At 51.8% G+C, this 19,901-nt stretch carries 16 protein-coding genes and 2 tRNA genes; 14 read left to right on the forward strand and 4 right to left on the reverse strand.

Annotation, left to right across the window (positions count from 1 at the left end; genetic code table 11):
• Nucleotides 1-71 precede the first annotated feature (71 nt).
• Nucleotides 72-1,058: an LLM class flavin-dependent oxidoreductase gene (locus Q4A84_RS07895; RefSeq protein WP_303088388.1), complete on the reverse strand. Its 987-nt coding sequence runs from the start codon at nucleotides 1,056-1,058 to the stop codon at nucleotides 72-74.
• 252 nt (nucleotides 1,059-1,310) lie between these two features.
• Between Q4A84_RS07895 and pta the strand changes: the two genes are divergently transcribed.
• Complete coding sequence (gene pta / locus Q4A84_RS07900; protein WP_303088389.1) at nucleotides 1,311-2,792, forward strand: phosphate acetyltransferase; 1,482 nt, start codon at nucleotides 1,311-1,313, stop codon at nucleotides 2,790-2,792.
• Nucleotides 2,793-2,865: 73 nt separating this feature from the next.
• On the opposite strand, the gene tsaD is transcribed toward pta, so the two are convergent.
• The 3 genes from tsaD to dapA all read right to left on the reverse strand — a co-directional run bounded on the left by tsaD (nucleotide 2,866) and on the right by dapA (nucleotide 6,042).
• A complete protein-coding gene (tsaD, locus tag Q4A84_RS07905) occupies nucleotides 2,866-3,921 on the reverse strand; it encodes a tRNA (adenosine(37)-N6)-threonylcarbamoyltransferase complex transferase subunit TsaD (protein WP_303088390.1) in 1,056 nt (351 codons plus the stop codon).
• A gap of 95 nt (nucleotides 3,922-4,016) precedes the next feature.
• Nucleotides 4,017-5,147 carry an outer membrane protein assembly factor BamC gene (gene bamC / locus Q4A84_RS07910; protein WP_303088391.1) on the reverse strand — a complete coding sequence of 377 codons (1,131 nt, stop codon included), beginning with the start codon at nucleotides 5,145-5,147 and terminating at the stop codon, nucleotides 4,017-4,019.
• Between the two features lie 19 nt (nucleotides 5,148-5,166).
• Nucleotides 5,167-6,042 (reverse strand): 4-hydroxy-tetrahydrodipicolinate synthase, encoded by an 876-nt coding sequence (dapA, locus tag Q4A84_RS07915; protein WP_303088392.1) that lies wholly within the window; start codon nucleotides 6,040-6,042, stop codon nucleotides 5,167-5,169.
• Nucleotides 6,043-6,375: 333 nt separating this feature from the next.
• Between dapA and Q4A84_RS07920 the strand changes: the two genes are divergently transcribed.
• The 13 genes from Q4A84_RS07920 to Q4A84_RS07980 all read left to right on the forward strand — a co-directional run bounded on the left by Q4A84_RS07920 (nucleotide 6,376) and on the right by Q4A84_RS07980 (nucleotide 19,853).
• Nucleotides 6,376-7,767, forward strand: a complete 1,392-nt coding sequence (locus tag Q4A84_RS07920; protein WP_303088393.1) for a nucleobase:cation symporter-2 family protein — start codon at nucleotides 6,376-6,378, stop codon at nucleotides 7,765-7,767.
• A gap of 131 nt (nucleotides 7,768-7,898) precedes the next feature.
• Nucleotides 7,899-8,405, forward strand: coding sequence for a transcription elongation factor GreB (gene greB / locus Q4A84_RS07925; protein WP_303088394.1), 507 nt, complete (start codon nucleotides 7,899-7,901; stop codon nucleotides 8,403-8,405).
• A complete protein-coding gene (locus tag Q4A84_RS07930) occupies nucleotides 8,405-8,881 on the forward strand; it encodes a chorismate lyase (protein ID WP_303088395.1) in 477 nt (158 codons plus the stop codon). The genes greB and Q4A84_RS07930 overlap by 1 nt, the downstream gene beginning before the upstream one ends.
• Nucleotides 8,882-9,146: 265 nt before the next feature.
• Nucleotides 9,147-10,082, forward strand: coding sequence for a 4-hydroxybenzoate octaprenyltransferase (gene ubiA / locus Q4A84_RS07935; RefSeq protein ID WP_303088396.1), 936 nt, complete (start codon nucleotides 9,147-9,149; stop codon nucleotides 10,080-10,082).
• A gap of 176 nt (nucleotides 10,083-10,258) precedes the next feature.
• Nucleotides 10,259-11,290, forward strand: coding sequence for a tRNA preQ1(34) S-adenosylmethionine ribosyltransferase-isomerase QueA (queA, locus tag Q4A84_RS07940; protein ID WP_303088397.1), 1,032 nt, complete (start codon nucleotides 10,259-10,261; stop codon nucleotides 11,288-11,290).
• 320 nt (nucleotides 11,291-11,610) lie between these two features.
• Nucleotides 11,611-12,870, forward strand: coding sequence for a transcription termination factor Rho (gene rho / locus Q4A84_RS07945; RefSeq protein WP_303088398.1), 1,260 nt, complete (start codon nucleotides 11,611-11,613; stop codon nucleotides 12,868-12,870).
• Between the two features lie 165 nt (nucleotides 12,871-13,035).
• Nucleotides 13,036-14,376, forward strand: coding sequence for a deoxyguanosinetriphosphate triphosphohydrolase (locus Q4A84_RS07950; protein WP_303088433.1), 1,341 nt, complete (start codon nucleotides 13,036-13,038; stop codon nucleotides 14,374-14,376).
• A 165-nt stretch (nucleotides 14,377-14,541) separates the two neighbouring features.
• Nucleotides 14,542-14,618, forward strand: a tRNA-Arg gene (locus Q4A84_RS07955).
• 14 nt (nucleotides 14,619-14,632) lie between these two features.
• Nucleotides 14,633-14,707: transfer RNA gene (locus Q4A84_RS07960), tRNA-Glu, on the forward strand.
• A 111-nt stretch (nucleotides 14,708-14,818) separates the two neighbouring features.
• The gene (locus Q4A84_RS07965; RefSeq protein WP_303088399.1) at nucleotides 14,819-16,057 is read left to right on the forward strand and encodes an NAD(P)/FAD-dependent oxidoreductase; all 1,239 of its coding nucleotides are present in this window, start codon (nucleotides 14,819-14,821) and stop codon (nucleotides 16,055-16,057) included.
• A gap of 88 nt (nucleotides 16,058-16,145) precedes the next feature.
• The gene (locus tag Q4A84_RS07970) at nucleotides 16,146-16,604 is read left to right on the forward strand and encodes a hypothetical protein (RefSeq protein ID WP_303088400.1); all 459 of its coding nucleotides are present in this window, start codon (nucleotides 16,146-16,148) and stop codon (nucleotides 16,602-16,604) included.
• Nucleotides 16,605-16,607: 3 nt separating this feature from the next.
• Nucleotides 16,608-17,813: a beta-ketoacyl-ACP synthase gene (locus Q4A84_RS07975; RefSeq protein WP_303088401.1), complete on the forward strand. Its 1,206-nt coding sequence runs from the start codon at nucleotides 16,608-16,610 to the stop codon at nucleotides 17,811-17,813.
• A 120-nt stretch (nucleotides 17,814-17,933) separates the two neighbouring features.
• Nucleotides 17,934-19,853 (forward strand): ATP-binding cassette domain-containing protein, encoded by a 1,920-nt coding sequence (locus Q4A84_RS07980; RefSeq protein WP_303088402.1) that lies wholly within the window; start codon nucleotides 17,934-17,936, stop codon nucleotides 19,851-19,853.
• Nucleotides 19,854-19,901: the final 48 nt, after the last annotated feature.

Below are 19,901 nucleotides of genomic sequence, written 5' to 3' on the forward strand. Positions count from 1 at the left end.
TGGGTTTGAATAAAAGAAAAGCCTGTCTGAAAACTTTCAGACAGGCTTTTTGTTTTGGGCTGTATGTGAGCTTACACTGCTGAGATTTCATAAAACAGTCGGTAAGATTGGTGTTGCTTTTCTTCGTCGTAGATGTAGCTTACCGCCATCCATTCGTCGGCACGCAGGCGTGTTTGCCATTCATCCAGTTTGGCGGCAGCACTGGCTTTGCCGCCGATAATCGAGCAGGAAAGCATTTGTTGTACCATTGCTTCTTCGCCGGCTTGCCAATGTGTATTCATATCTGGCACAGGAGGTTGTAGCGGGCGGCGGCTGTTTCGGATGATGTTCAGGAAAAACTGCTGCTGCGAAGTGGAGAGATAATGAGCTTCTTCGTCGGTATCGGCGATGATGACGTTGAGGCATACGATGGTATACGGTTGCGCCAGTGTTGCCGAAGGTTTGAATTTGCGGCGGTAGATTTCCAGCGCAGATTCCAGCATTCGAGGTGCGAAATGGGCGGCAAATGCGTAGGGCAGGCCGAGTTCGGCGGCAAGATAGGCGCTTTCGGTGCTGGAGCCCAGGATATAAAGCGGAATGTTCAGGCCGACGCCGGGGAATGCGCATACATAGCCTTGCGCTTCACTCGGGCCGAAATAACGTTGCAGCGTTTGGATATCTTCAGGAAAACTGAATGAAAGATCGCGTTCGCTGCGGCGTATTGCGGCAGCAGTAAGCTGGTCGGTGCCGGGTGCTCGGCCGAGGCCTAAATCAACGCGGCCGGGATAGATGGTATCAAGTGTGCCGTATTGCTCGGCCACGATGAGCGGGCTGTGGTTGGGCAGCATAACGCCGCCGCTGCCGACTCGTATGCGGTTGGTATGCGCTAAGGTATGGCCGATTAAGATTTGTGTAGCCGAGCTGACTAGGTGAGGCATATTGTGATGCTCGGCTATCCAATAGCGCGCGTAACCAATTTTTTCCGTTTCCCTCGCCAAAGCGATCATGGATGAGATGGCTTGAGCGCCGTTCTGCCCTTCGCGGACGGGAACGAGATTAAGCACGGATACGGGGCGCATGGTGTTTCCTTTTTAAATACGGGGTTGTGATGCGGTTGATGCTGCCGGATATTTTCCTATTTTATCGCAGCCGGTTGCGGTTGGAATAATCGGATTGTTTTTTGATAAAGGATTCGATTTTCAGACAGGCATGAACACGGTGGAGATATTGAATCGGCAGAGTGGTTGCAGGGTAGGATTTTGAGCGGTTTTAGAGTATATTGGCGCTTTATTGTGATGCGAATGAATCAAACTGTAAAAGGATAATGCGTTATGGCAAATATTTTGATTGTACCTGTATGTGTTCATGTTGACTTGGCGGCGGTAACGGCGGCTGTGGCGGCCGGTTTGCCTGATGCTGCGGTGTTTAATCCGCTGGCCGATTCGGCGGAAGCAGAGCGGCTGATTGGCGCGGGCAAGGCGGATGATTGGTTTGATTTGTTGGTTGGCCGTTTGTCGGCATTGGGAAAATCGAATGTTGTGATTCAGGGCATTGCGACTGATGCCGATCATGCTTTTTTATCGGCTCATAATGCGGGCTTGGCTTCTGCGTTTAACGCGCGGGTGGTGTTTGCTTCCAGCAATGAATGCGGTACGGCCTCGCGTTTGCGGTTGGCCAAACAGGTATTTGAAGGAAAAGCGGAAATCATGGGTGTAACCGGCGGCAGCGCCGAAGCGGCGAAAGAAGCTGGTTTGGCTTATTTGGGCAAGCCGGATGCTTTGGATAATGCCGCGGCTTTGGTTGCTCCGCAAGAAACACGTATGTCGCCCGCGCAATTCCGTTTCAATATGATGGAATCGGCGCGTAAAGCGAACAAACGCATCGTATTGCCCGAAGGCGCGGAGCCGCGTACGGTGCATGCGGCTGCGATTTGCCATGAAAAAGGCATTGCCCGTTGCGTATTGCTGGCACCTCGTCCGGCTGTTTTGGAAGTAGCGCAGCAAATCGGCGTAACATTGCCGGATTCGGTGGAAATCATTGATCCTGAAACCTTGGTGGAGCAATATGTCGGCCCGATGTGCGAACTGCGTAAAAGTAAAGGCCTTACGCCCGAACAGGCGCGTGAACAGTTGAAAGACACCGTGGTGCTCGGCACCATGATGATGGCGCAAAATGATGTGGACGGTTTGGTTTCCGGCGCAGTGCATACTACGGCCAACACCATCCGCCCGGCGTTTCAGCTGATTAAAACGGCGCCCGGTGCCAGCATCGTATCAAGCGTTTTCTTTATGCTGCTGCCCGGTCAAGTGCTGGTGTACGGCGATTGCGCGGTCAATCCGAACCCGACGCCGGAGCAATTGGCGGAAATCGCCATTCAGTCGGCCGATTCGGCCAAGGCTTTCGGCATTGAGCCGCGTGTGGCGATGATTTCTTATTCTACCGGTACTTCAGGCGCCGGCCCTGATGTGGAAGCGGTGGCTGCGGCTACCGAGCTGGTTAAACAGCAGCGCCCCGATATTGCGGTGGACGGCCCGCTGCAATACGACGCGGCCAGTGTGGCCAGCGTGGCCCAATCCAAAGCGCCGAACAGCCCGGTTGCCGGCAAAGCCACTGTGTTCGTTTTCCCTGATTTGAATACCGGCAACTGCACTTACAAAGCCGTTCAGCGTAATGCAAATGTGTTGAGCGTCGGCCCGATGTTACAAGGCTTGCGCAAACCGGTTAACGATTTGTCGCGCGGTGCTTTGGTGGAAGACATCGTTTACACCATCGCGCTGACGGCTATTCAAGCTGAGCAAATGGCGGCCAAATAAATCTTTGGCTTCTGATGGAATGATGCCTGTCTGAAAAACATTTTTCAGACAGGCATTTTGTTTTTGAAGCTCTTTAAGCTGCGTGAACAATCTCGGCCAGCGGCCAACGGGGTTTGACGTTGAAAGCACCCGCCGGCGAGGCATTTTGCAAGCGCATGGCGCCAGCAAAGGCAATCATGGCGCCGTTGTCGGTACACAGACTCAACGGCGGGAAGAAGACTTGCACTTTTTCAGGTTTGGCTTTCGGGGCGGATTTGATGGTTAGTCGTGAGAGCGCTTCGCGCAGTTTCCAGTTGGCGCCCACGCCGCCGGCGACAACCAGCGTGCGCAAGCCGGTATCCCGCAGGGCTTTGCCGGCTTTGGCGAGTAAAACGTCTACCACTGCATCTTGGAAGGCGCGGCAAATGTCGTTTCTGGTTCGCTCGGAAAGCATGCCGTCGGGAGAGCCTGCTTCGGCTTTTTGCACGGCAGTCAGCACGGCGGTTTTCAAGCCGGAAAAACTCATTTGCAAATCGTGCGAATGCAGCATCGGGCGGGGAAACAGATAGGCGTCGGCATTGCCGAGTTTTGCCAGCTCCGAGAGCTTGGCGCCGCCGGGATAATGCAGGCCGAGCAGTTTGGCCGTTTTGTCGAAGGCTTCGCCCGCCGCGTCGTCAACGCTTTCGCCCAACAGCGTGTAATCGCCGATGCCGTGTACGGCCATCAGTTGAGTGTGTCCGCCGGAAACCAGCAGGGCCACAAAGGGAAAGGTCGGTTTCTCGTCGGCCAATAGCGGCGAAAGCAGATGGCCTTCCAGATGGTGAACGGGAATCACGGGTTTGCCGAGAGCGAAGGCCAAAGCGTTGGCATAGCCGGAACCGGCCAGCAGCGCGCCGCCGAGTCCCGGGCCTTGCGTGAAGGCAACCGCATCAAGGTCGCTAAAACATTTGCCGGCCTCTTTCAGACAGGCATGGGTCAGCGGCACAAGGCGGCGGATGTGGTCGCGGCTTGCCAGCTCGGGCACCACGCCGCCGTATTCGGCGTGCATGGCCATTTGGGTGTGAAGCTGATTGCCTATCAGGCCGTGGTCGGTGTCGTAAAGTGCAACGCCGGTTTCGTCGCAGGAAGATTCAATGCCTAGAACTAACATTTTCTAATGTCGGAGTGGAAAAACGTATTATTTTAACGGTAAAGCAAATGCCTGTCTGAAAGATTTTTCAGACAGGCATTTTTTGGGCCAAATACTTAACGTAATTCGGTTTGCAGGCTGTTCAACCAAGTCTGCGTTTCTTTGCCTTGATAAGCGCTGCCGTCTTTGTTGAGTATGCTGATGCGCGAGCCGTTTTGTACCGGCTCCATAAACACGATCAACTCAGGCATGGCCTTGGCTGACGTTTCACCGTCTTTTTTGCTTTTGCCGAAAATACGGGTCAGCATACCGGGTTTTTTATTTTTCGCTTTAGCGGTTTCATCCGGTACGGGCTGTACTAGAAAAGCGTGTTTTTCTACGTTTTGACCCAATACGGTCAGGCCGATGCGGTCAAGCGCCAGTGCGGTACGGCGCCAGTTGCGTTGGTAGTCGCCACTGACCAGCAGGTTGTTTCCTTCGATTCTGGCTGAATCGTTGGCCGTTGCGGCTTTGCTTTGGCTTTGTTTCAGCTGTTGGTCAACCTGTTGTTGATCCGCGCCCAGATATTGCATGAAGCGGCCTAAGAAAGCGGCTTCCAGCGTCGGGTCGTTGGGGCGTGGTTCCCACATGGTGTTTTCTTTCTTCTTGTCGGCATAAACTTCTTTCATACCTTTGTGAACAAAGAACACATCTGTGGTGCCGTTGGCGCCGCGTTCGAGACGGATGGTGAATTTATCACGCTCACTGGTGGAATAGATGCCACCGAGGCCGACTTTTTCAAACAAGTTGCGCAGGCCGTCTTGCGGAATTTTGGCACGGTTTTCCGCCCATTCGGTTTCCATTTGGCCGATGGCCGGCTCTTCCGATTTGATGACGAAGCCGTTTTCCTGCCAGAACACTTTCAGCAAAGGCCAGATTTCGGCAGGTTGCTTGCCGCTGATTTCCAGCCAGCGCTGGTTGCCCGAGCGCTTGATTTCCACGCCTTTCACGCCTTGTAAAACGGCTTGGTTGGCGGTTTGCTGCGCATTATTGCCTTTTTGTATGTCGCTGGCGCGCACGGCACCGTTGTTGGCCGGCAGGCTGTAGCGGTTGCCTTGGTTGGGGTCGGTCAAATCGGGTGGCACGGATAAGTCCACCACTTTGCGGTTTTGGGTTTGGTAATCGAGCTTGGGGTGCTCTTTATTGCTGGAACAGGCGGCCAAGCCGATTAAGGCGATGGCCAATACGGCCGGTTTCATGCGATTCATAAACAGTTCCTGTAGGGGGTTAAATCAGTCGGGTTGCTTCTAAGGCAGCTTTCACTTTGGCTTGCGCGGTTGGGGATAGTTCCATTATCGGCAGGCGTACGGTGGGGCTGCATTTGTTTAAAGTGCTCAACGCCCATTTCTGCGCGGCCGGGCTGGGCTCGCAGAACATGACGTTGTAGAGCGGAATGAGTTGCTCGTTCAGGCGTCGGGCTTCGGCGATGTTGCCGGCCAATGCCTCGCGACACATGTCGGCGAAAAGTTTGGGGGCGACGTTGGCCGCGACGGTAATCACGCCGTGGCCGCCGCACAGCATGAAGGGCAGGCCGGTTGGATCGTCGCCGGAATAAACGGCGAAGCCTTCGGGTGCGGCGTTAATCAGCTCGATGTCTCGGGCAACGTCGCCGCTGGCTTCTTTTACGCCGACGATATTGGGCAGTTGCGCCAACCGCAGTACGGTTTCGTTGGTCATGCTGACGACGGTGCGGCCGGGTACGTTGTAGACAATCATTGGAATGTCTACGGTTGTGGCGATGGTTTCGTAATGGCGGTAAATGCCTTCTTGGGAAGGTTTGTTGTAATAGGGAACAACCGAGAGGGTGTAATCGGCGCCCACGGCTTTGGCCGCTTTGGAAAGCTCGATGGCTTCGATGGTGTTGTTGGCTCCGGTGCCGGCAATGACGGGAATACGTTTGGCGGCGTGGCTAACGGCGGTTTCGATGACTTTTTTATGCTCGTCAACGGATAAGGTGGCGCTTTCGCCGGTGGTGCCTACGGCAACGATGCCGTCGGTGCCGTTTTCGATGTGCCAGTCGATCAGGTTTTTAAATGCCTCGTAATCTATGCTGCCGTCTTTGTTCATTGGGGTGATGAGTGCGACCAAACTGCCTTGTAACATAGTGAGAACCTTTGTCAGACGTCAATAATAATGGCGGATTGTAGCTTACTTTTCCGGCATTGTGAAATAGGGGTAATGTGAGCGCAAGTAATTTTCAGACAGGCATTATCATGATATGTGAAGAGTGGTGACGTGCCGTTTCGGCATGCAATTGATGTTGTTCGGCTTTTGTTTCTGATAGATGGTAAAAAATGGGTGGGATAAAGGGGCTTGGGTTATAATGCGCGCCATTACAAAATTTGACATTTAACGCAAACGTTTGGCGATTGCCGCGGGGCGGATTCTTCTGCATCCTGCGGATGGTTAAAGGTTTGCTTTTTCAAGGAATGATTGATGGGCGCGCCTGTTCAAAGAGATTCTGATACGCCGGATTTGGTATACCGTTTGGAAGACAAACCGCCGTTTGCCAATGCGCTGTTGAGCGCGGTAACGCATCTGCTGGCAATTTTCGTGCCGATGATTACGCCGGCGCTGATTGTGGGCGGTGCGCTGAAGCTGCCGGCGGAAATGACGGCTTATTTGGTGTCGATGGCGATGGTGGCATCGGGTATCGGCACTTTTTTACAGGTTAACCGTTTCGGGCCGGTCGGTTCGGGCATGTTGTCGATTCAATCGGTTAATTTTTCGTTTGTCGGCGTGATGATTGCTTTGGGTTCCGGCATGAAAGCGCAGGGAATGGACGAGCATGCCATGGTTTCGTCGCTGCTGGGCGTGGCGTTTGCCGGTGCTTTTCTGGTAGCGGCCTCGGCTTGGGTGCTGCCTTATTTAAAACGGGTCATTACGCCGACGGTCAGTGGCGTGGTTGTGATGATGATCGGGTTGAGCCTGATTGGCGTGGCGATTACCGAATATGGCGGCGGTTATGCTTCGATGGCGAATAATACGTTCGGCGCTTGGCAGAATATCGGTTTGGCGACGTTCGTGCTGGTGGTGGTGCTGTTTTTCAATACTTTGAAAAACCCGTTGTTACGGATGAGCGGCATTGCGGTCGGGATGATTGCGGGTTATCTTGCGGCGCTGGCGATGGGGATGGTGGATTTTTCGGTGCTCGACAAGCTGCCGTTGGTTACCGTGCCGGTGCCTTTTAAATACGGCTTTGATTTTCAGCCGGTTCCGTTTTTGGTGGCAGCTTTGGTTTATCTTTTGAGTATTTTCGAGGCGGTGGGCGATTTGACTGCTACGGCGATGGTGTCGGGCGAAGATTATGAGGGCGGGGCGTTTCAAAAGCGTTTGCGCGGCGGTGTGTTTGCCGACGGTTTGGTTTCAGTGATTGCGACGGCGCTCGGCTCGTTGCCGTTAACAACGTTTGCGCAGAATAACGGTGTGATTCAGATGACCGGCGTGGCTTCGCGCCATGTGGGGAAATACATTGCGGTTATTCTGGTGTTGTTGGGCCTGTTTCCAATGGTGGGCAGGGCGTTTACGACCATTCCGAGCCCGGTTTTGGGTGGTGCGATGGTGTTGATGTTTGGTCTGATTACGGTGGCGGGCGTGCGCATTATGATGACTAACGGGATTAATCGCCGTGAAACGATTATTGCGGCCACGTCCATCGGCTTGGGCTTGGGCGTGAGTTTCAAGCCCGAAGTGTTTGCGCTCTTGCCTTTGAAGGAATTGTTTCAAAATCCGATTTGCATGGGCGGTATGGCGGCGTTGCTGATGAATTTGGTTATGCCGCGCGATGGCGGTGGTAAAGTGTATCTGAGCGATGAATTGGACGTATAAGGTTTTTCGTTGGAATGCCTGTCTGAAAGCCGGTTTCAGACAGGCATTTGATTGGCAAAGGCTTGCTTTACCTGAAAATGCAGTAAAATGTTTGTTCATCAATTTCTAAATAAATCCATTTTAAAAACGATATGAGTACCGACAACCCGCAGTCTCCACCGAAAAATTACATCACGCCTTCTGGTTGGCAGACTTTGAAAGACGAGCTTTTCCAACTGGTCAACAAAGAGCGGCCGGAAATCGTGCAGATTGTGAACTGGGCGGCGAGCAACGGCGACCGCAGTGAAAACGGCGATTATCTTTATGGCAAACGACGGATGCGCGAAATCGACCGCCGCATCCGTTTTCTAACCAAGCGTTTGGAAGAAGCCGTAGTTGTTGATCCGGCAACGCGCGAGGCGACCGATCAGGTGTTTTTCGGCGCGACGGTTTGTATTTTGCGCGGCGACGGCAGCGAGCAAACGGTGCGGATTGTCGGCGTTGATGAAATCAATACGGCGGACAACAAAATATCGTGGGTTTCGCCGTTGGCTCGTGCGCTGATTAAGGCGCGGGAAGGCGATGAGGTGTTGCTGCGTATGCCCGAGGGCAACGAGGAAATCGAAATTTTGTCGGTCGAATATGTAAAGATAGATTGATGCAACCTTTATTAAACTGGCAGCCAACATTGCCTTTGGGTTTATCTGAAAAGCAGCAATGGCTTGCGGCGCAACCTTCGCTAACGGCTGCTTTGAAATCGCTGGACGAGCCGTTTTCCGTGCGCTTGTTGCATTTGGGTTTGTCTGAACGCGGCGTATGGTTTTCAGACAAGCTTTTCCCCGATGAAGTGTTTGCCCGCGATGTTTTGCTTTGTTTGAGCGGCAAACCTGTGGTTTGGGCGCGCAGCGTTTGCCATTGTGATGATGTGCGTTGGCGGGAAGTACTCGATTGCGGCACACAGCCGTTGGGCGAGCGTTTGTTTGACGGTACGTTGCCGCTGGCGCGTTCTCCGTTGGAATTTTGCGCGGGGGGCGGTATGGTTTCGCCGCATGATGGCTTGCCCATGTGGGCGCTTCGACGCTCGGTGTTTGATTTGAACGGCAACAAGCTGGGTTTGGTGGAATGTTTTTTATAGCCGTTCCGACGAGCATCTGAGGAAAACAGGTTTACGCCGTTTTTACTTCTTTTTGAAACGAGTTTGACTGCGTTACTGCCTTTTGTGTTTTTTAACAGCTTATCCGGCTGTATTTGCTATATAATTCAGCCGCCTTTTGATGCATAAGTCATATAATAATGATATAACCGGCCTGTTTCGGAAGGCCTGAAAATTAGATAGTGGCCGCACGGATAATAATAAATGAACCGGCGGTTTTAAAACGAATACGGAAAACCAATTTTTCATGGAAATTAAACGCTTACTTTTGCAAATACTGCCCCGTTATATGGTCGGGCGGATTTGGGTGTACGGCCGCCTGATGCGGGTGGAAAAGCCGATTGGTACGCTGCTTCTGCTCTGGCCGACCTTCTGGGCTTTATGGATTGCCTCGGGAGGCATACCCGATTTAATTATTCTGGCCGCATTCATTATGGGCACGTTTCTGATGCGCAGCGCCGGCTGTGTGGCCAATGATTTCGCCGACCGGGAAATCGACGGTGCGGTCGAGCGTACCAAAATGCGCCCGTTTGCACGCGGTTTGGTCAGTAAAAGCGAGGCGTTGCTGCTTTTGCTGATTCTGTGCATGCTGGCGGCGTTGTGTCTGTTGCCTTTGAATAACCTTACTTGGCTGATGAGCCTGCCTGCGCTGTTTCTGGCCGTTACTTATCCGTTTACCAAGCGCTTTTTCCCGCTGCCGCAGTTTTATCTCGGTTTGGCTTTTTCATTCGGCATACCGATGGCGTTTGCGGCGGTGCAGGAGCGGGTGCCTTCCATTGCGTGGCTGTTGTTTATGGCCAATGTGTTGTGGACGCTGGCCTACGATACGATTTACGCGATGGCAGACAAGGAAGACGATTTGAAAATCGGTATCCAAACCTCCGCCATTACGTTCGGTAAAAATGACGTTGCCGCCGTAATGCTGTGTCATTTTTGGTTTACCGTGTTGATGATTGTGTTGGGCATTAAAATTAACGCGACTTGGCCCTATTGGCTGATGCTGCCCTTGGTTGTGTATTGGCAATGGCAGCAATATCAGGCGATTAAAACGCGAGACCGCCACGTTTGTTTCCGTACCTTTCAGGATAATAACCGTATCGGGTTGGCTTGGTTTGTTGGCATCAGTTTGCATTATTGCTGGTGGTTTGTGTGCGATTTGTTCCAACAGCTCCATTGGTTGTGAAGCATTGCAATCTGATGCGTTGAGCGTGATGGCCTCAATATACGTTTTCAAATGCCTGTCTGAATTTTTTCAGACAGGCATTGTTCTTTCTAATCACGAAGTTTGTTTGATTTAAAGTCATACCGCCTGTTGGTAGCAGGTATAATCGCGTTTTTAGTTTTTCAGATAATTGGCTCATGCATATCTCCGATTTCGATTTTGATTTACCCGAAGCGTTAATCGCACAATATCCGCCTGAAATACGCGGAAGCAGCCGTTTACTGGTTGCGCTGCCGAACCTGCCTTTGCAGGATAAAGTGTTTGCTGATTTACCCGAGTGGCTGGATGAGGGCGATGTGCTGGTGTTCAATAATACGAAGGTGCTGAAAGCGCGTCTGTTCGGGCAAAAAGCCAGCGGCGGCAAAATCGAGGTTTTGGTGGAACGGGTATTGGACGCTTCCAGGGCGTTGGCACATGTGCGCGCTTCCAAATCGCCGAAGCCGGGCACGGAACTGCAGTTTGAAGGTGGGGTTCGTGCCGTAATGGAAGAGCGGCAGGGCGAATTGTTCTGCTTGCGCTTCGAGGCCAATGAGAGCGTTTACGAGCTACTGGAGCGATATGGCCATCTTCCGTTGCCGCCTTATATCGAGCGGGCGGCCGCTGAAGAGGACGACAGCCGTTATCAAACGGTTTATGCAAAAGCACAAGGCGCCGTAGCGGCGCCAACCGCCGGCCTGCATTTTACCGAAGCAATGTTGGCCGAATTACAGCGGAAAGGCGTGCAGACGGCGGAGGTAACTTTACATGTAGGGGCGGGTACGTTTCAGCCTGTGCGGGTGGAAAATATTGCCGATCATCGCATGCACAGCGAATGGTATGAAGTGCCGGCGGATACGGCTGAAAAAATCAGACAAGCCAAAGCGGCAGGCAAGCGCATTTGGGCGGTGGGCACCACGTCGATGCGCGCGTTGGAATCTGCCGCTCGTTCGGGGCAGTTGCAGGCGGGGCAGGGCGATACCGATATTTTTATCACGCCGGGATACCGGTTTCAGGTGGTCGACCGCTTGATTACCAATTTTCATTTGCCGAAATCCACTTTGCTGATGCTGGTCAGCGCTTTTTCGGGCACGCAACATATCCGTCAGGTTTATGCGCATGCAATTGCAGCACAATACCGTTTTTTCAGTTATGGCGATGCCATGATTTTGGGGCGTGCCGACACGGTTTGACCGTAAGCGGGTAAACAGCCTGTTTGACAACGTTTCAGGCAGGCATCTGATATTTAATTTTGAAAAAACGTATTTTGTTGACATGGAAAGCCGTTTTCCATAGAATAAACCCGCTATGGATTTCTCCATTTTTCCGAATAATTTCCCGAAATCATTCTAAATCGTTTAAATCCTTCATAAATTTATTTTGTATTCCAGCTATTCAGCGCCAGATTGGGTGGGTAATGTTTTTGATGTGCCAAAACATCATTGAATTATGCCGTTTCCGAGTGCGTTGAATCTTAACGTCATCTTTCTATTGCAAACCAGAACCAAATATCATGCACGTTTCCGAATTACAAACCCAACATATTTCCAAACTGTTAGAGCAAGCCGAACAATTAGGCATTGAAAATGCCAACCGTCTCAGAAAGCAAGACCTTGTTTTTGCCATTGTGCGCCAACTGATGAAGCAGGGCGAAGATTTTTCCTGCTCGGGCACACTTGAAATTCTGCCCGACGGCTTCGGTTTCTTGCGCAGCTCCGATACTTCCTATCTGGCCGGGCCGGATGATATTTATGTTTCTCCCAGCCAAATCCGCCGTTTCAATCTGCACACCGGCGATACTATCGAAGGCACCGTGCGCGTGCCGAAAGACAACGAGCGTTATTTTGCGCTGGTGCGGCTGGATACCATCAACGGCGACAAGCCGGAAGTGTGTAAACATAAGATTTTGTTTGAGAACCTGACGCCGCTGTTTCCGACTAAACAGTTCAAACTCGAACGCGATATCAAAGCCGAAGAGAACCTGACCAGCCGCGCCATTGATTTGGTTGCTCCGATCGGGTTTGGCCAGCGCGCGCTGTTGGTGGCGCCGCCGAAAACCGGTAAAACCGTGATGCTGCAAAATATCGCGCATGCCATTACCGCCAATTATCCGGAGGCCGAGCTGATTGTATTGCTGATTGACGAGCGGCCGGAAGAAGTCACCGAAATGACGCGCTCGGTGCGGGGAGAAGTGGTTTCTTCCACGTTTGACGAGCCGGCCAGCCGACATGTTCAAGTGGCGGAAATGGTTATCGAGAAAGCCAAGCGCATGGTCGAGCATAAGAAAGACGTGGTTATTTTGCTTGATTCGATTACCCGCTTGGCCCGTGCCTATAATACGGTGGTGCCGACTTCCGGCAAAGTGCTGACCGGTGGTGTGGACGCAAACGCATTACATCGGCCCAAGCGCTTTTTCGGTGCGGCACGCAATGTGGAAGAAGGCGGTTCGTTAACCATCATCGCCACCGCATTGGTGGAAACCGGCAGTCGGATGGATGACGTGATTTACGAAGAATTCAAAGGTACCGGCAATATGGAATTGCATCTTGACCGCCGCATGGCCGAGAAGCGCTTGTTCCCCGCCATCAATATCAACAAATCCGGCACCCGCCGTGAAGAGTTGCTGGTGCCCAACGATCAGCTTCAGCGTATGTGGTTGCTGCGTAAATTCCTGCATCCGATGGATGAGCTCGAAGCCGCTGAATTCCTAACCGGCAAGTTGAAAGCCTCTAAAAACAACAACGATTTTTTCGAACTGATGCGCGGTAAATAAATTAAAAAAAGGCTGTCTGAAAACATTCGGGCGGCCTTTACTCTTATGTTTTATGATTAACCGACACTCATTAATGCCTGTCTGAAAGCAAGCGGCTGAATATTTAAAACAGCCCCCTTTTTTCAGACAGGCATCGCAGCAAAAGGAATCCTTAACATGGCTCAAATGAATTGGCAGCAGCTTTTAAGCCCGCAGCGCTTCCGCCCGAGAGATGGCGTTATCGAACCGACCAGCACTTTGTCTACCCAAGAAGGTATGAACGCACTACGTACAGACTTTCATATCGATTACGACAGGGTGGTTTTTTCCAGCGCATTTCGTCGCTTAGGCCGAAAAACCCAAGTGCATCCCTTTGCCGAGCACGACCATACGCATAACCGCCTGACTCACAGCGTGGAAGTGGCCAGCGTGGGGCGCAGCTTGGGCAACAGAGTCGGCGTGATGCTGGCGGCGGGCGGATTTCTGCCGCAGGAGAACACGCCCAGCGATGTCGGTGCCATCGTGCAAGTCGCCTGTTTGGCGCATGATTTGGGAAACCCGCCTTTCGGTCATGTCGGAGAAGAAGCGTTGCGCGACTGGTTTCGCGCACCGGTTCACGAGCCATATCTGCAAGGTTTGGGCGCAGCGGAGCGCACCGACATTCAAACCTACGAAGGCAATGCTCACAGCCTGCGTTTGGTAGCCAATCTGGAAATGTACCGCGGCAAAGGTGGTATGCGGCTTACTTCAGCTGCCATCGGCGCGCTGATCAAATATCCGTGGACAACACTCGACCCGCGCGGCGGCAAGAAATTCAATATTTATCAGACCGAGTTGCCGTTTATCCGTCGGGTAGCGCAAGAATTGGGGTTGCCCGAGCAAGGCAAAGATTGCTGGGCGCGCCATCCGTTGTCTTATTTGATGGAAGCAGCCGACGACATTTGCTATGCCTTGCTCGATTTGGAAGATGCGGTTGAAATAGGCTTGCTCGGCGACATCGAATTAGAAAGCATTCTGTCGGAGCTGACCTTTGCCGAAAATACGTGGCACGCCCAATCCAGCCGCCAGCGTTGCGCCATGTTGCGCGGTATTGCCATTGGGCGCGCAGTAGACGATGTGGCGCAAACCTTCATGATGCATCAGGCCGATTTGCTCAACGGGCAATTCAAAGGTAAAGACCTGCTGGCCTTATGCAGCCCGGCCGTGCAAAACACTTTGCAGAAAGCCAAAGATTTGGCGCGCACCCGAGTATTCCGTCACGAATCCAAGCTGATGACGTCCATCGCGTCTTTCCCTTGTTTAGGCTCCGTGCTCGATTTATTGGTTCCGGCTGCTTATCAATGGATAAACGGTGGGGAGCTCAGTTTCCGTCATTCGCTGGCGCTGGAGCTTTTATCAGACGAACCTTTAAATAGAGAAGACACTCTGTATACTGCTTACATGAAAATTCTGGATTTCGTCGGCGGCATGACCGACAATACCGCCGCAAAAATGGCAAGAGAATTGTCCGGTATCGGTATGCTTTGATTTTTCAGACAGGCTTTGTGAGGCCTGTCTGAAAATAATCTGTTTAAAATTCATTTCCTTATTTTTTATTTGAGAATAATCGGGTTTGCCTGCTGGACAGGTTGGCAGAATTTCTATATTATCTCGCTTCTTCGTTGGTTGGGTTGAAAAACTTCAGCCGATATTGCACCCGTAGCTCAGTTGGATAGAGTATCTGGCTACGAACCAGAGGGTCGGGCGTTCGAATCGCTCCGGGTGCGCCAAAAACAATATATCCGCGCCCATCGTCTAGCGGTTAGGACATCGCCCTTTCACGGCGGTAACCGGGGTTCGATTCCCCGTGGGCGTGCCAGACACCATCAAACCCCTTGAGAAAATCTCAAGGGGTTTGGTTTTTTCAGTTGATTTTTATTATAAAATAGCAAAATTTCAATCTCAGAAGTTTTTAAGGAACTTTTCCAAAATGAATGCTCAATTTGACGTGGTGATTATCGGCGCGGGCCCGTCCGGCTCGGTAGCTTCGGCTTTGCTCAATAAAAAAGGTTTTAAGGTCTGCGTGTTGGAAAAGCAGCATTTTCCCCGTTTTGTTATCGGGGAGAGTTTGTTGCCGCATTGCATGGAAATGATTGAAGAGGCGGGCTTTCTGGAGGCCGTGAAGGCCGAGCCGTCGTTTCAGTTTAAAAACGGCGCCGCGTTTTCTTGGGGCAACCGCTACACTTATTTTGATTTTACTGAAAAATTTTCTGATGGCCCGGGTACCACGTTTCAAGTGCGCCGCGCTTTGTTTGATAAGATTCTGATAGATGAAGCGGCAAAGCAGGGTGTTGAAGTCCGATTCGGGCACAGTGTAACGGCATTTGAAGAGCGGAATGACGAGGCCTGTCTGAAAATCGAAACCGAGGCGGGCGAAACCTATCAGATGACGGCTAAGTTTGTTTTGGATGCCAGCGGTTACGGTCGTGTGTTGCCGCGTTTGCTGGATTTGGAAATCCCTTCCGATTTGCCGCCGCGCATCGCGCACTTTACTCATATTCAAGACAACATTAGCAGCCCAAAATTCGACCGCAATAAAATCCTGATTACAACCCATCCGCAGTATCGCGACGTGTGGTTGTGGACGATTCCGTTTGGCGACAATCATTGCTCCATCGGCGTGGTGGGCACAGTTGACAAACTGGCAGGCGATGCGGAAACCGTATTGAAAAAATTTGCATCCGAATGCCCGCTGCTGTCTGAGATATTGGCGGATGCACAATGGGAAAACGAATTTCCGTTCCGCAGCATTCAAGGCTATTCAGCCAACGTTAAATCTTTATACGGCAAGCATTTTGCTTTGTTGGGCAATGCTTCCGAGTTCCTCGACCCTGTATTCTCGTCGGGTGTAACCATTGCGATGCACTCGGCTAAGTTGGCAGCCGATCTGTTGGCCAAACAATTGAGCGGCTCTCCGGCAGATTGGCAGACAGAATTTGCCGAACCGCTGATGCAGGGCGTGGACACTTTTCGCACCTATGTGAACGGCTGGTATGATACCCGCTTCCAGAATGCCATTTATGCGCCTAACCGCAGCCCTGAAATCAGCCGCATGATTTCTTCGATATTGGCCGGTTATGCTTGGGATGAGACCAATCCGTTTGTGGAAAAACATGCCAAGCGCTTGGCTGCATTGGCTGGAATGGTCGGTAATATGCAGCCGGCTTAATATGCGTTATTCTTCGAATGTCATGCCTGTCTGAAAAGGATATTAGTTGAAGATAAGAAAATATATGGTCAGCCTGACGGCAGCTTTGATGCTTGCAGCTTGCGCGGCGGGCCTGCCTAAACCGCAGGTGGTACCGCAGCTTCAAGCTGATGGCGGTTGGTTCCAGCTTGAGCAGCGCGATGCGGAAGGGCATGTTGTGCAAAGCAGTTTGTTGGCGGTGGAGCAAAGCGCAGGCGAAATGCGTTTCGTTCAAACCGATGCGCTGGGTGCGCCGCTTTCTCGGCAGGTTGTTGGTAAAAAGGGTTGGCGCAATGACGGCTTTGTGATGCCTAATGCGGCAGCCCGTCGTCTGTTCAGCGCCATGCTGCCGTTGCTTGCCGTTGATTCGAGCAAAGTTTATCCCGAGTTGGAACGAAAATCCGAAAGTGGCGGTGAATGTTATTTTCAACGTGGGGAAGCTTTGTGGTGTGCTGAGAAGGCAGATAAAGGCTGGCTGATCCGTTTCCCCGATCAAACGCAGTGGTCTGTGCTGCCGATTCAGGAATAAATCATGAATGCTTCCGTTTATCTCTCCGCCCCCGGGCTGACCAGTGCGCTGGGTGATGGTTTGCAGGCGCATATCGATGCGTTGCTTAATCCGTCGCCCACTTCGCCATTGGCCTTTTCAGACCAGTGGGTCAAAGGTAAAAGCTATGCCTGCGGCGCTGTCGAGCAGGTATTGCGGCCTTTTCCGGAAACTTTGGCCGCTTCGTTCCGCAGCCGCAACAATCAATTGCTTTGGCATGCTTTGGCGCAAATTGAGGGGCAGATTGAAGAAGCGAAAGCTCGTTTTGGTGCAGAGCGGGTGGCGGTGGTGATTGGCACTTCCACCAGCGGAGTAGACGAGAATATCGGCATGTTCCGCAAAGTGGCGGAGGGTGCGCCTTGGCAGGATGTGTCGTTTAAGCAAGCGCAGCAATTGATGGATGCGCCGGCCGAGTTTGTTGCCGAAGTTTACGGTTTGCAGAATGTCAATTATGTGGTTTCAACGGCCTGCACTTCTGGAGCACGTGCGCTGATGAGTGCGGCGCGTTTGCTGCATGCGGGTTTATGCGATGCGGTTATTTGCGGTGGCGTGGATACGCTTTCTCCTTTAACCATCAATGGTTTTGCTTCGTTGGAAGTTTTATCTAACGGTTTGGCTAGCCCGTTTTCCGTTAATCGGAGCGGTATCAACATAGGCGAGGCGGCGGCAGTGTTTGTGATGACGCGTGAGGCTGATTTTTGCGAGAGCTTGCCGTTGTTGGGCTATGGTGCCAGCAGTGATGCCCATCATATGTCGTCTCCGCGTCCGGATGGTTTGGGTGCGGTGCAGGCGTTTCAAACTGCATTGGCGCGTGCGCAAATTGAGGCGAAAAGCGTAGGTTGGATTAATTTGCATGGTACCGGCACGCTGCATAACGACAGTATGGAAAGTATTGCTGTTGCTCAGGTTTTCGGCAATGATACGCCGTGTACTTCAACCAAACCGAGCACCGGTCATACTTTAGGCGCTGCTGGCGCAATAGAAGCGGCGTTTTTGTGGGGCATGGTCAGCCGCCGTTGCAACCCGAGCGGCAAGCTGCCGCCACAAATATGGGACGGCTGCCCTGATCCCGCCTTACCCGCCATCGGCTTGACCGACCTTGAAAGCCATTGGCAGAAACAACGCCGTATCGGCGCCAGCTCGTCGTTCGCCTTTGGCGGCAGTAATGCGGTTGTTATTATCGGAGAATAAAATCAGATGCCTGTCTGAAATCTTTTTTTCAGACAGGCATTTATCTCATTCAAGCTCATGTAAACCCATATTAGGGTTTAATTCTAAAATAATGTCTTTTTAATTCCGCTTCGTTGCATCATGATCGAACTTAAAAACCTTACCCTCCAGCGCGGCCTGAAAGTGTTGCTGAATCAGGCCAGCCTAACCGTCAACCCTAATCAGCGGGTCGGCTTAATCGGTAAAAACGGCACTGGTAAATCCAGCCTGTTTGCTTTAATCAAAGGCGAGATTACGCCGGATGGCGGAGATATTCTGATTCCTAAACATTGGAAACTGGCTGCGGTAGCGCAGGAAACGCCTGCGTTGGATGTTTCCGCGTTGGATTATGTATTACAGGGCGATAGAGAGCTGCAAGATTTTCAGACAGGCCTTGCTCAGGCCGAGGCGGAAAACGACGGTATGAAAATCGCCGGGTATCATGCCAAGCTGGAAGAAATCCAAGCTTATGCCGCACCTGCCCGTGCCGCCAAGCTATTAAGCGGCCTTGGTTTTTCCCAAGAAGAGCACGGGAAAAGTGTGAAATCGTTTTCCGGTGGCTGGCGGATGCGCCTGAATTTGGCACAAGCCCTGATGTGTCGGGCCGATTTGTTGCTGCTTGACGAACCCACCAACCATCTGGATTTGGAAACCGTATTATGGCTGGAAAACCACCTTGCCGGGCTGCCGTGTACGCAAATCATCATTTCCCATGATCGTGATTTTCTGAACGCCGCCACGACCCACACGGTTGAATTGGCCAACCAAAAACTGACCCAATACGGCGGCAATTACGATTTTTATCAAAACGAACGTGCGCAACGGTTGGCGCAACAACAAGCGGCGTATGCAAAGCAGCAAACGCATATCAAACATTTGCAATCCTTTATTGACCGTTTTAAAGCTAAAGCGACCAAAGCCGTGCAAGCGCAGAGTCGGATGAAAGCGCTGGCTAAACTGGAGCGCATCGCGCCCGCGCATCTTGACAGTGAATTCAGCTTTGAATTCGCCAGCCCGGATCATCTGCCCAACCCGCTGTTGAAATTGGAAAAGGCCGATTTGGGTTATGGCTCGACCATTGTTTTGCACGATTTGAGCCTGTCGCTGGAAAGCGGCGCGCGTTATGGTTTGTTGGGTGTCAACGGCAGCGGTAAATCCACATTTATCAAAGCCTTGGCAGGCGAGTTGGATTTGTTGGCCGGGCAGATTATCAAATCGGAGAAGCTGAACATCGGTTATTTTGCCCAACATCAGCTTGATACTTTGCGCGGCGACCAAAGCCCGGTCTGGCATATCCAGCAGCTCTCGCCGGATGTGCGTGAACAGGAAATCCGCAATTTTTTAGGCGGCTTTGCGTTTGTCGGCGATATGGCGCTGCAAAAAATCGAGCCATTTTCCGGTGGCGAGAAAGCACGCTTGGCTTTGGCAATGATCGTGTGGCAGAAGCCGAATTTACTGCTGCTTGATGAACCGACCAACCATCTGGATTTGGATATGCGCCATGCGCTGACCGTTGCGTTGCAGAGCTTTCAGGGGGCGCTGATTGTGGTGTCGCACGACAGAAGCCTGCTGGAAGCCACTACCGATAGTTTTTTATTAATCGACAAAGGCCGGCTGCAGCCGTTTGACGGCGATTTGAACGATTATCGGTTATGGCGTCTCGCTCAGGAAAATGCGGCTTCTACCCCGGCAGGCTCCGTTCAGGCACAAAACCGTAAAGAAACCAAACGCCTTGAGGCACAGATGAGGCAGGAGAAGGCACGCCGTAGTAAGCCGATACAACAGAAAATTAACAGCGCAGAAAAAGAAATAGCAGAATTAAGCAGGCAACAGACTGAGTTTGAAGCATTTTTGGCACAAGAAGAGGCCTACTTAGCGGAAAATAAAGTAAAACTCCAGCAAACGCTTAACGATTTGGCAGCGGTCAAAGTAAAATTATCCCAATTGGAAGAAAATTGGTTGATGTGGCAGGATGAGCTGGAGCAGCTCAATCAGGAAATTGATGCTGCATTTGCCGAATAATTATATGGTAACTTGGGAAAATGAAGACGTTTTTAAAAATATCATGCG

The sequence above is a fragment of the Neisseria sp. genome, from assembly GCF_030527965.1.
In the GTDB taxonomy this organism is placed as follows: Bacteria; Pseudomonadota; Gammaproteobacteria; order Burkholderiales; family Neisseriaceae; genus Neisseria.

Bases quoted from the DNA above. Each gene is read 5' to 3' on its own strand.
- rho (WP_303088398.1), top strand. From the start codon at position 11,611: ATGCACGTTTCCGAATTACAAACCCAACATATTTCCAAACTGTTAGAG.
- queA (WP_303088397.1), top strand. From the start codon at position 10,259: ATGCATATCTCCGATTTCGATTTTGATTTACCCGAAGCGTTAATCGCA.
- tsaD (WP_303088390.1), bottom strand. From the start codon at position 3,921: ATGTTAGTTCTAGGCATTGAATCTTCCTGCGACGAAACCGGCGTTGCA.
- greB (WP_303088394.1), top strand. From the start codon at position 7,899: ATGAGTACCGACAACCCGCAGTCTCCACCGAAAAATTACATCACGCCT.
- Q4A84_RS07975 (WP_303088401.1), top strand. From the start codon at position 16,608: ATGAATGCTTCCGTTTATCTCTCCGCCCCCGGGCTGACCAGTGCGCTG.
- Q4A84_RS07970 (WP_303088400.1), top strand. From the start codon at position 16,146: ATGCTTGCAGCTTGCGCGGCGGGCCTGCCTAAACCGCAGGTGGTACCG.
- bamC (WP_303088391.1), bottom strand. From the start codon at position 5,147: ATGAATCGCATGAAACCGGCCGTATTGGCCATCGCCTTAATCGGCTTG.
- Q4A84_RS07895 (WP_303088388.1), bottom strand. From the start codon at position 1,058: ATGCGCCCCGTATCCGTGCTTAATCTCGTTCCCGTCCGCGAAGGGCAG.
- pta (WP_303088389.1), top strand. From the start codon at position 1,311: ATGGCAAATATTTTGATTGTACCTGTATGTGTTCATGTTGACTTGGCG.
- Q4A84_RS07965 (WP_303088399.1), top strand. From the start codon at position 14,819: ATGAATGCTCAATTTGACGTGGTGATTATCGGCGCGGGCCCGTCCGGC.
- ubiA (WP_303088396.1), top strand. From the start codon at position 9,147: ATGGAAATTAAACGCTTACTTTTGCAAATACTGCCCCGTTATATGGTC.
- Q4A84_RS07980 (WP_303088402.1), top strand. From the start codon at position 17,934: ATGATCGAACTTAAAAACCTTACCCTCCAGCGCGGCCTGAAAGTGTTG.
- dapA (WP_303088392.1), bottom strand. From the start codon at position 6,042: ATGTTACAAGGCAGTTTGGTCGCACTCATCACCCCAATGAACAAAGAC.
- Q4A84_RS07920 (WP_303088393.1), top strand. From the start codon at position 6,376: ATGGGCGCGCCTGTTCAAAGAGATTCTGATACGCCGGATTTGGTATAC.
- Q4A84_RS07930 (WP_303088395.1), top strand. From the start codon at position 8,405: ATGCAACCTTTATTAAACTGGCAGCCAACATTGCCTTTGGGTTTATCT.
- Q4A84_RS07950 (WP_303088433.1), top strand. From the start codon at position 13,036: ATGAATTGGCAGCAGCTTTTAAGCCCGCAGCGCTTCCGCCCGAGAGAT.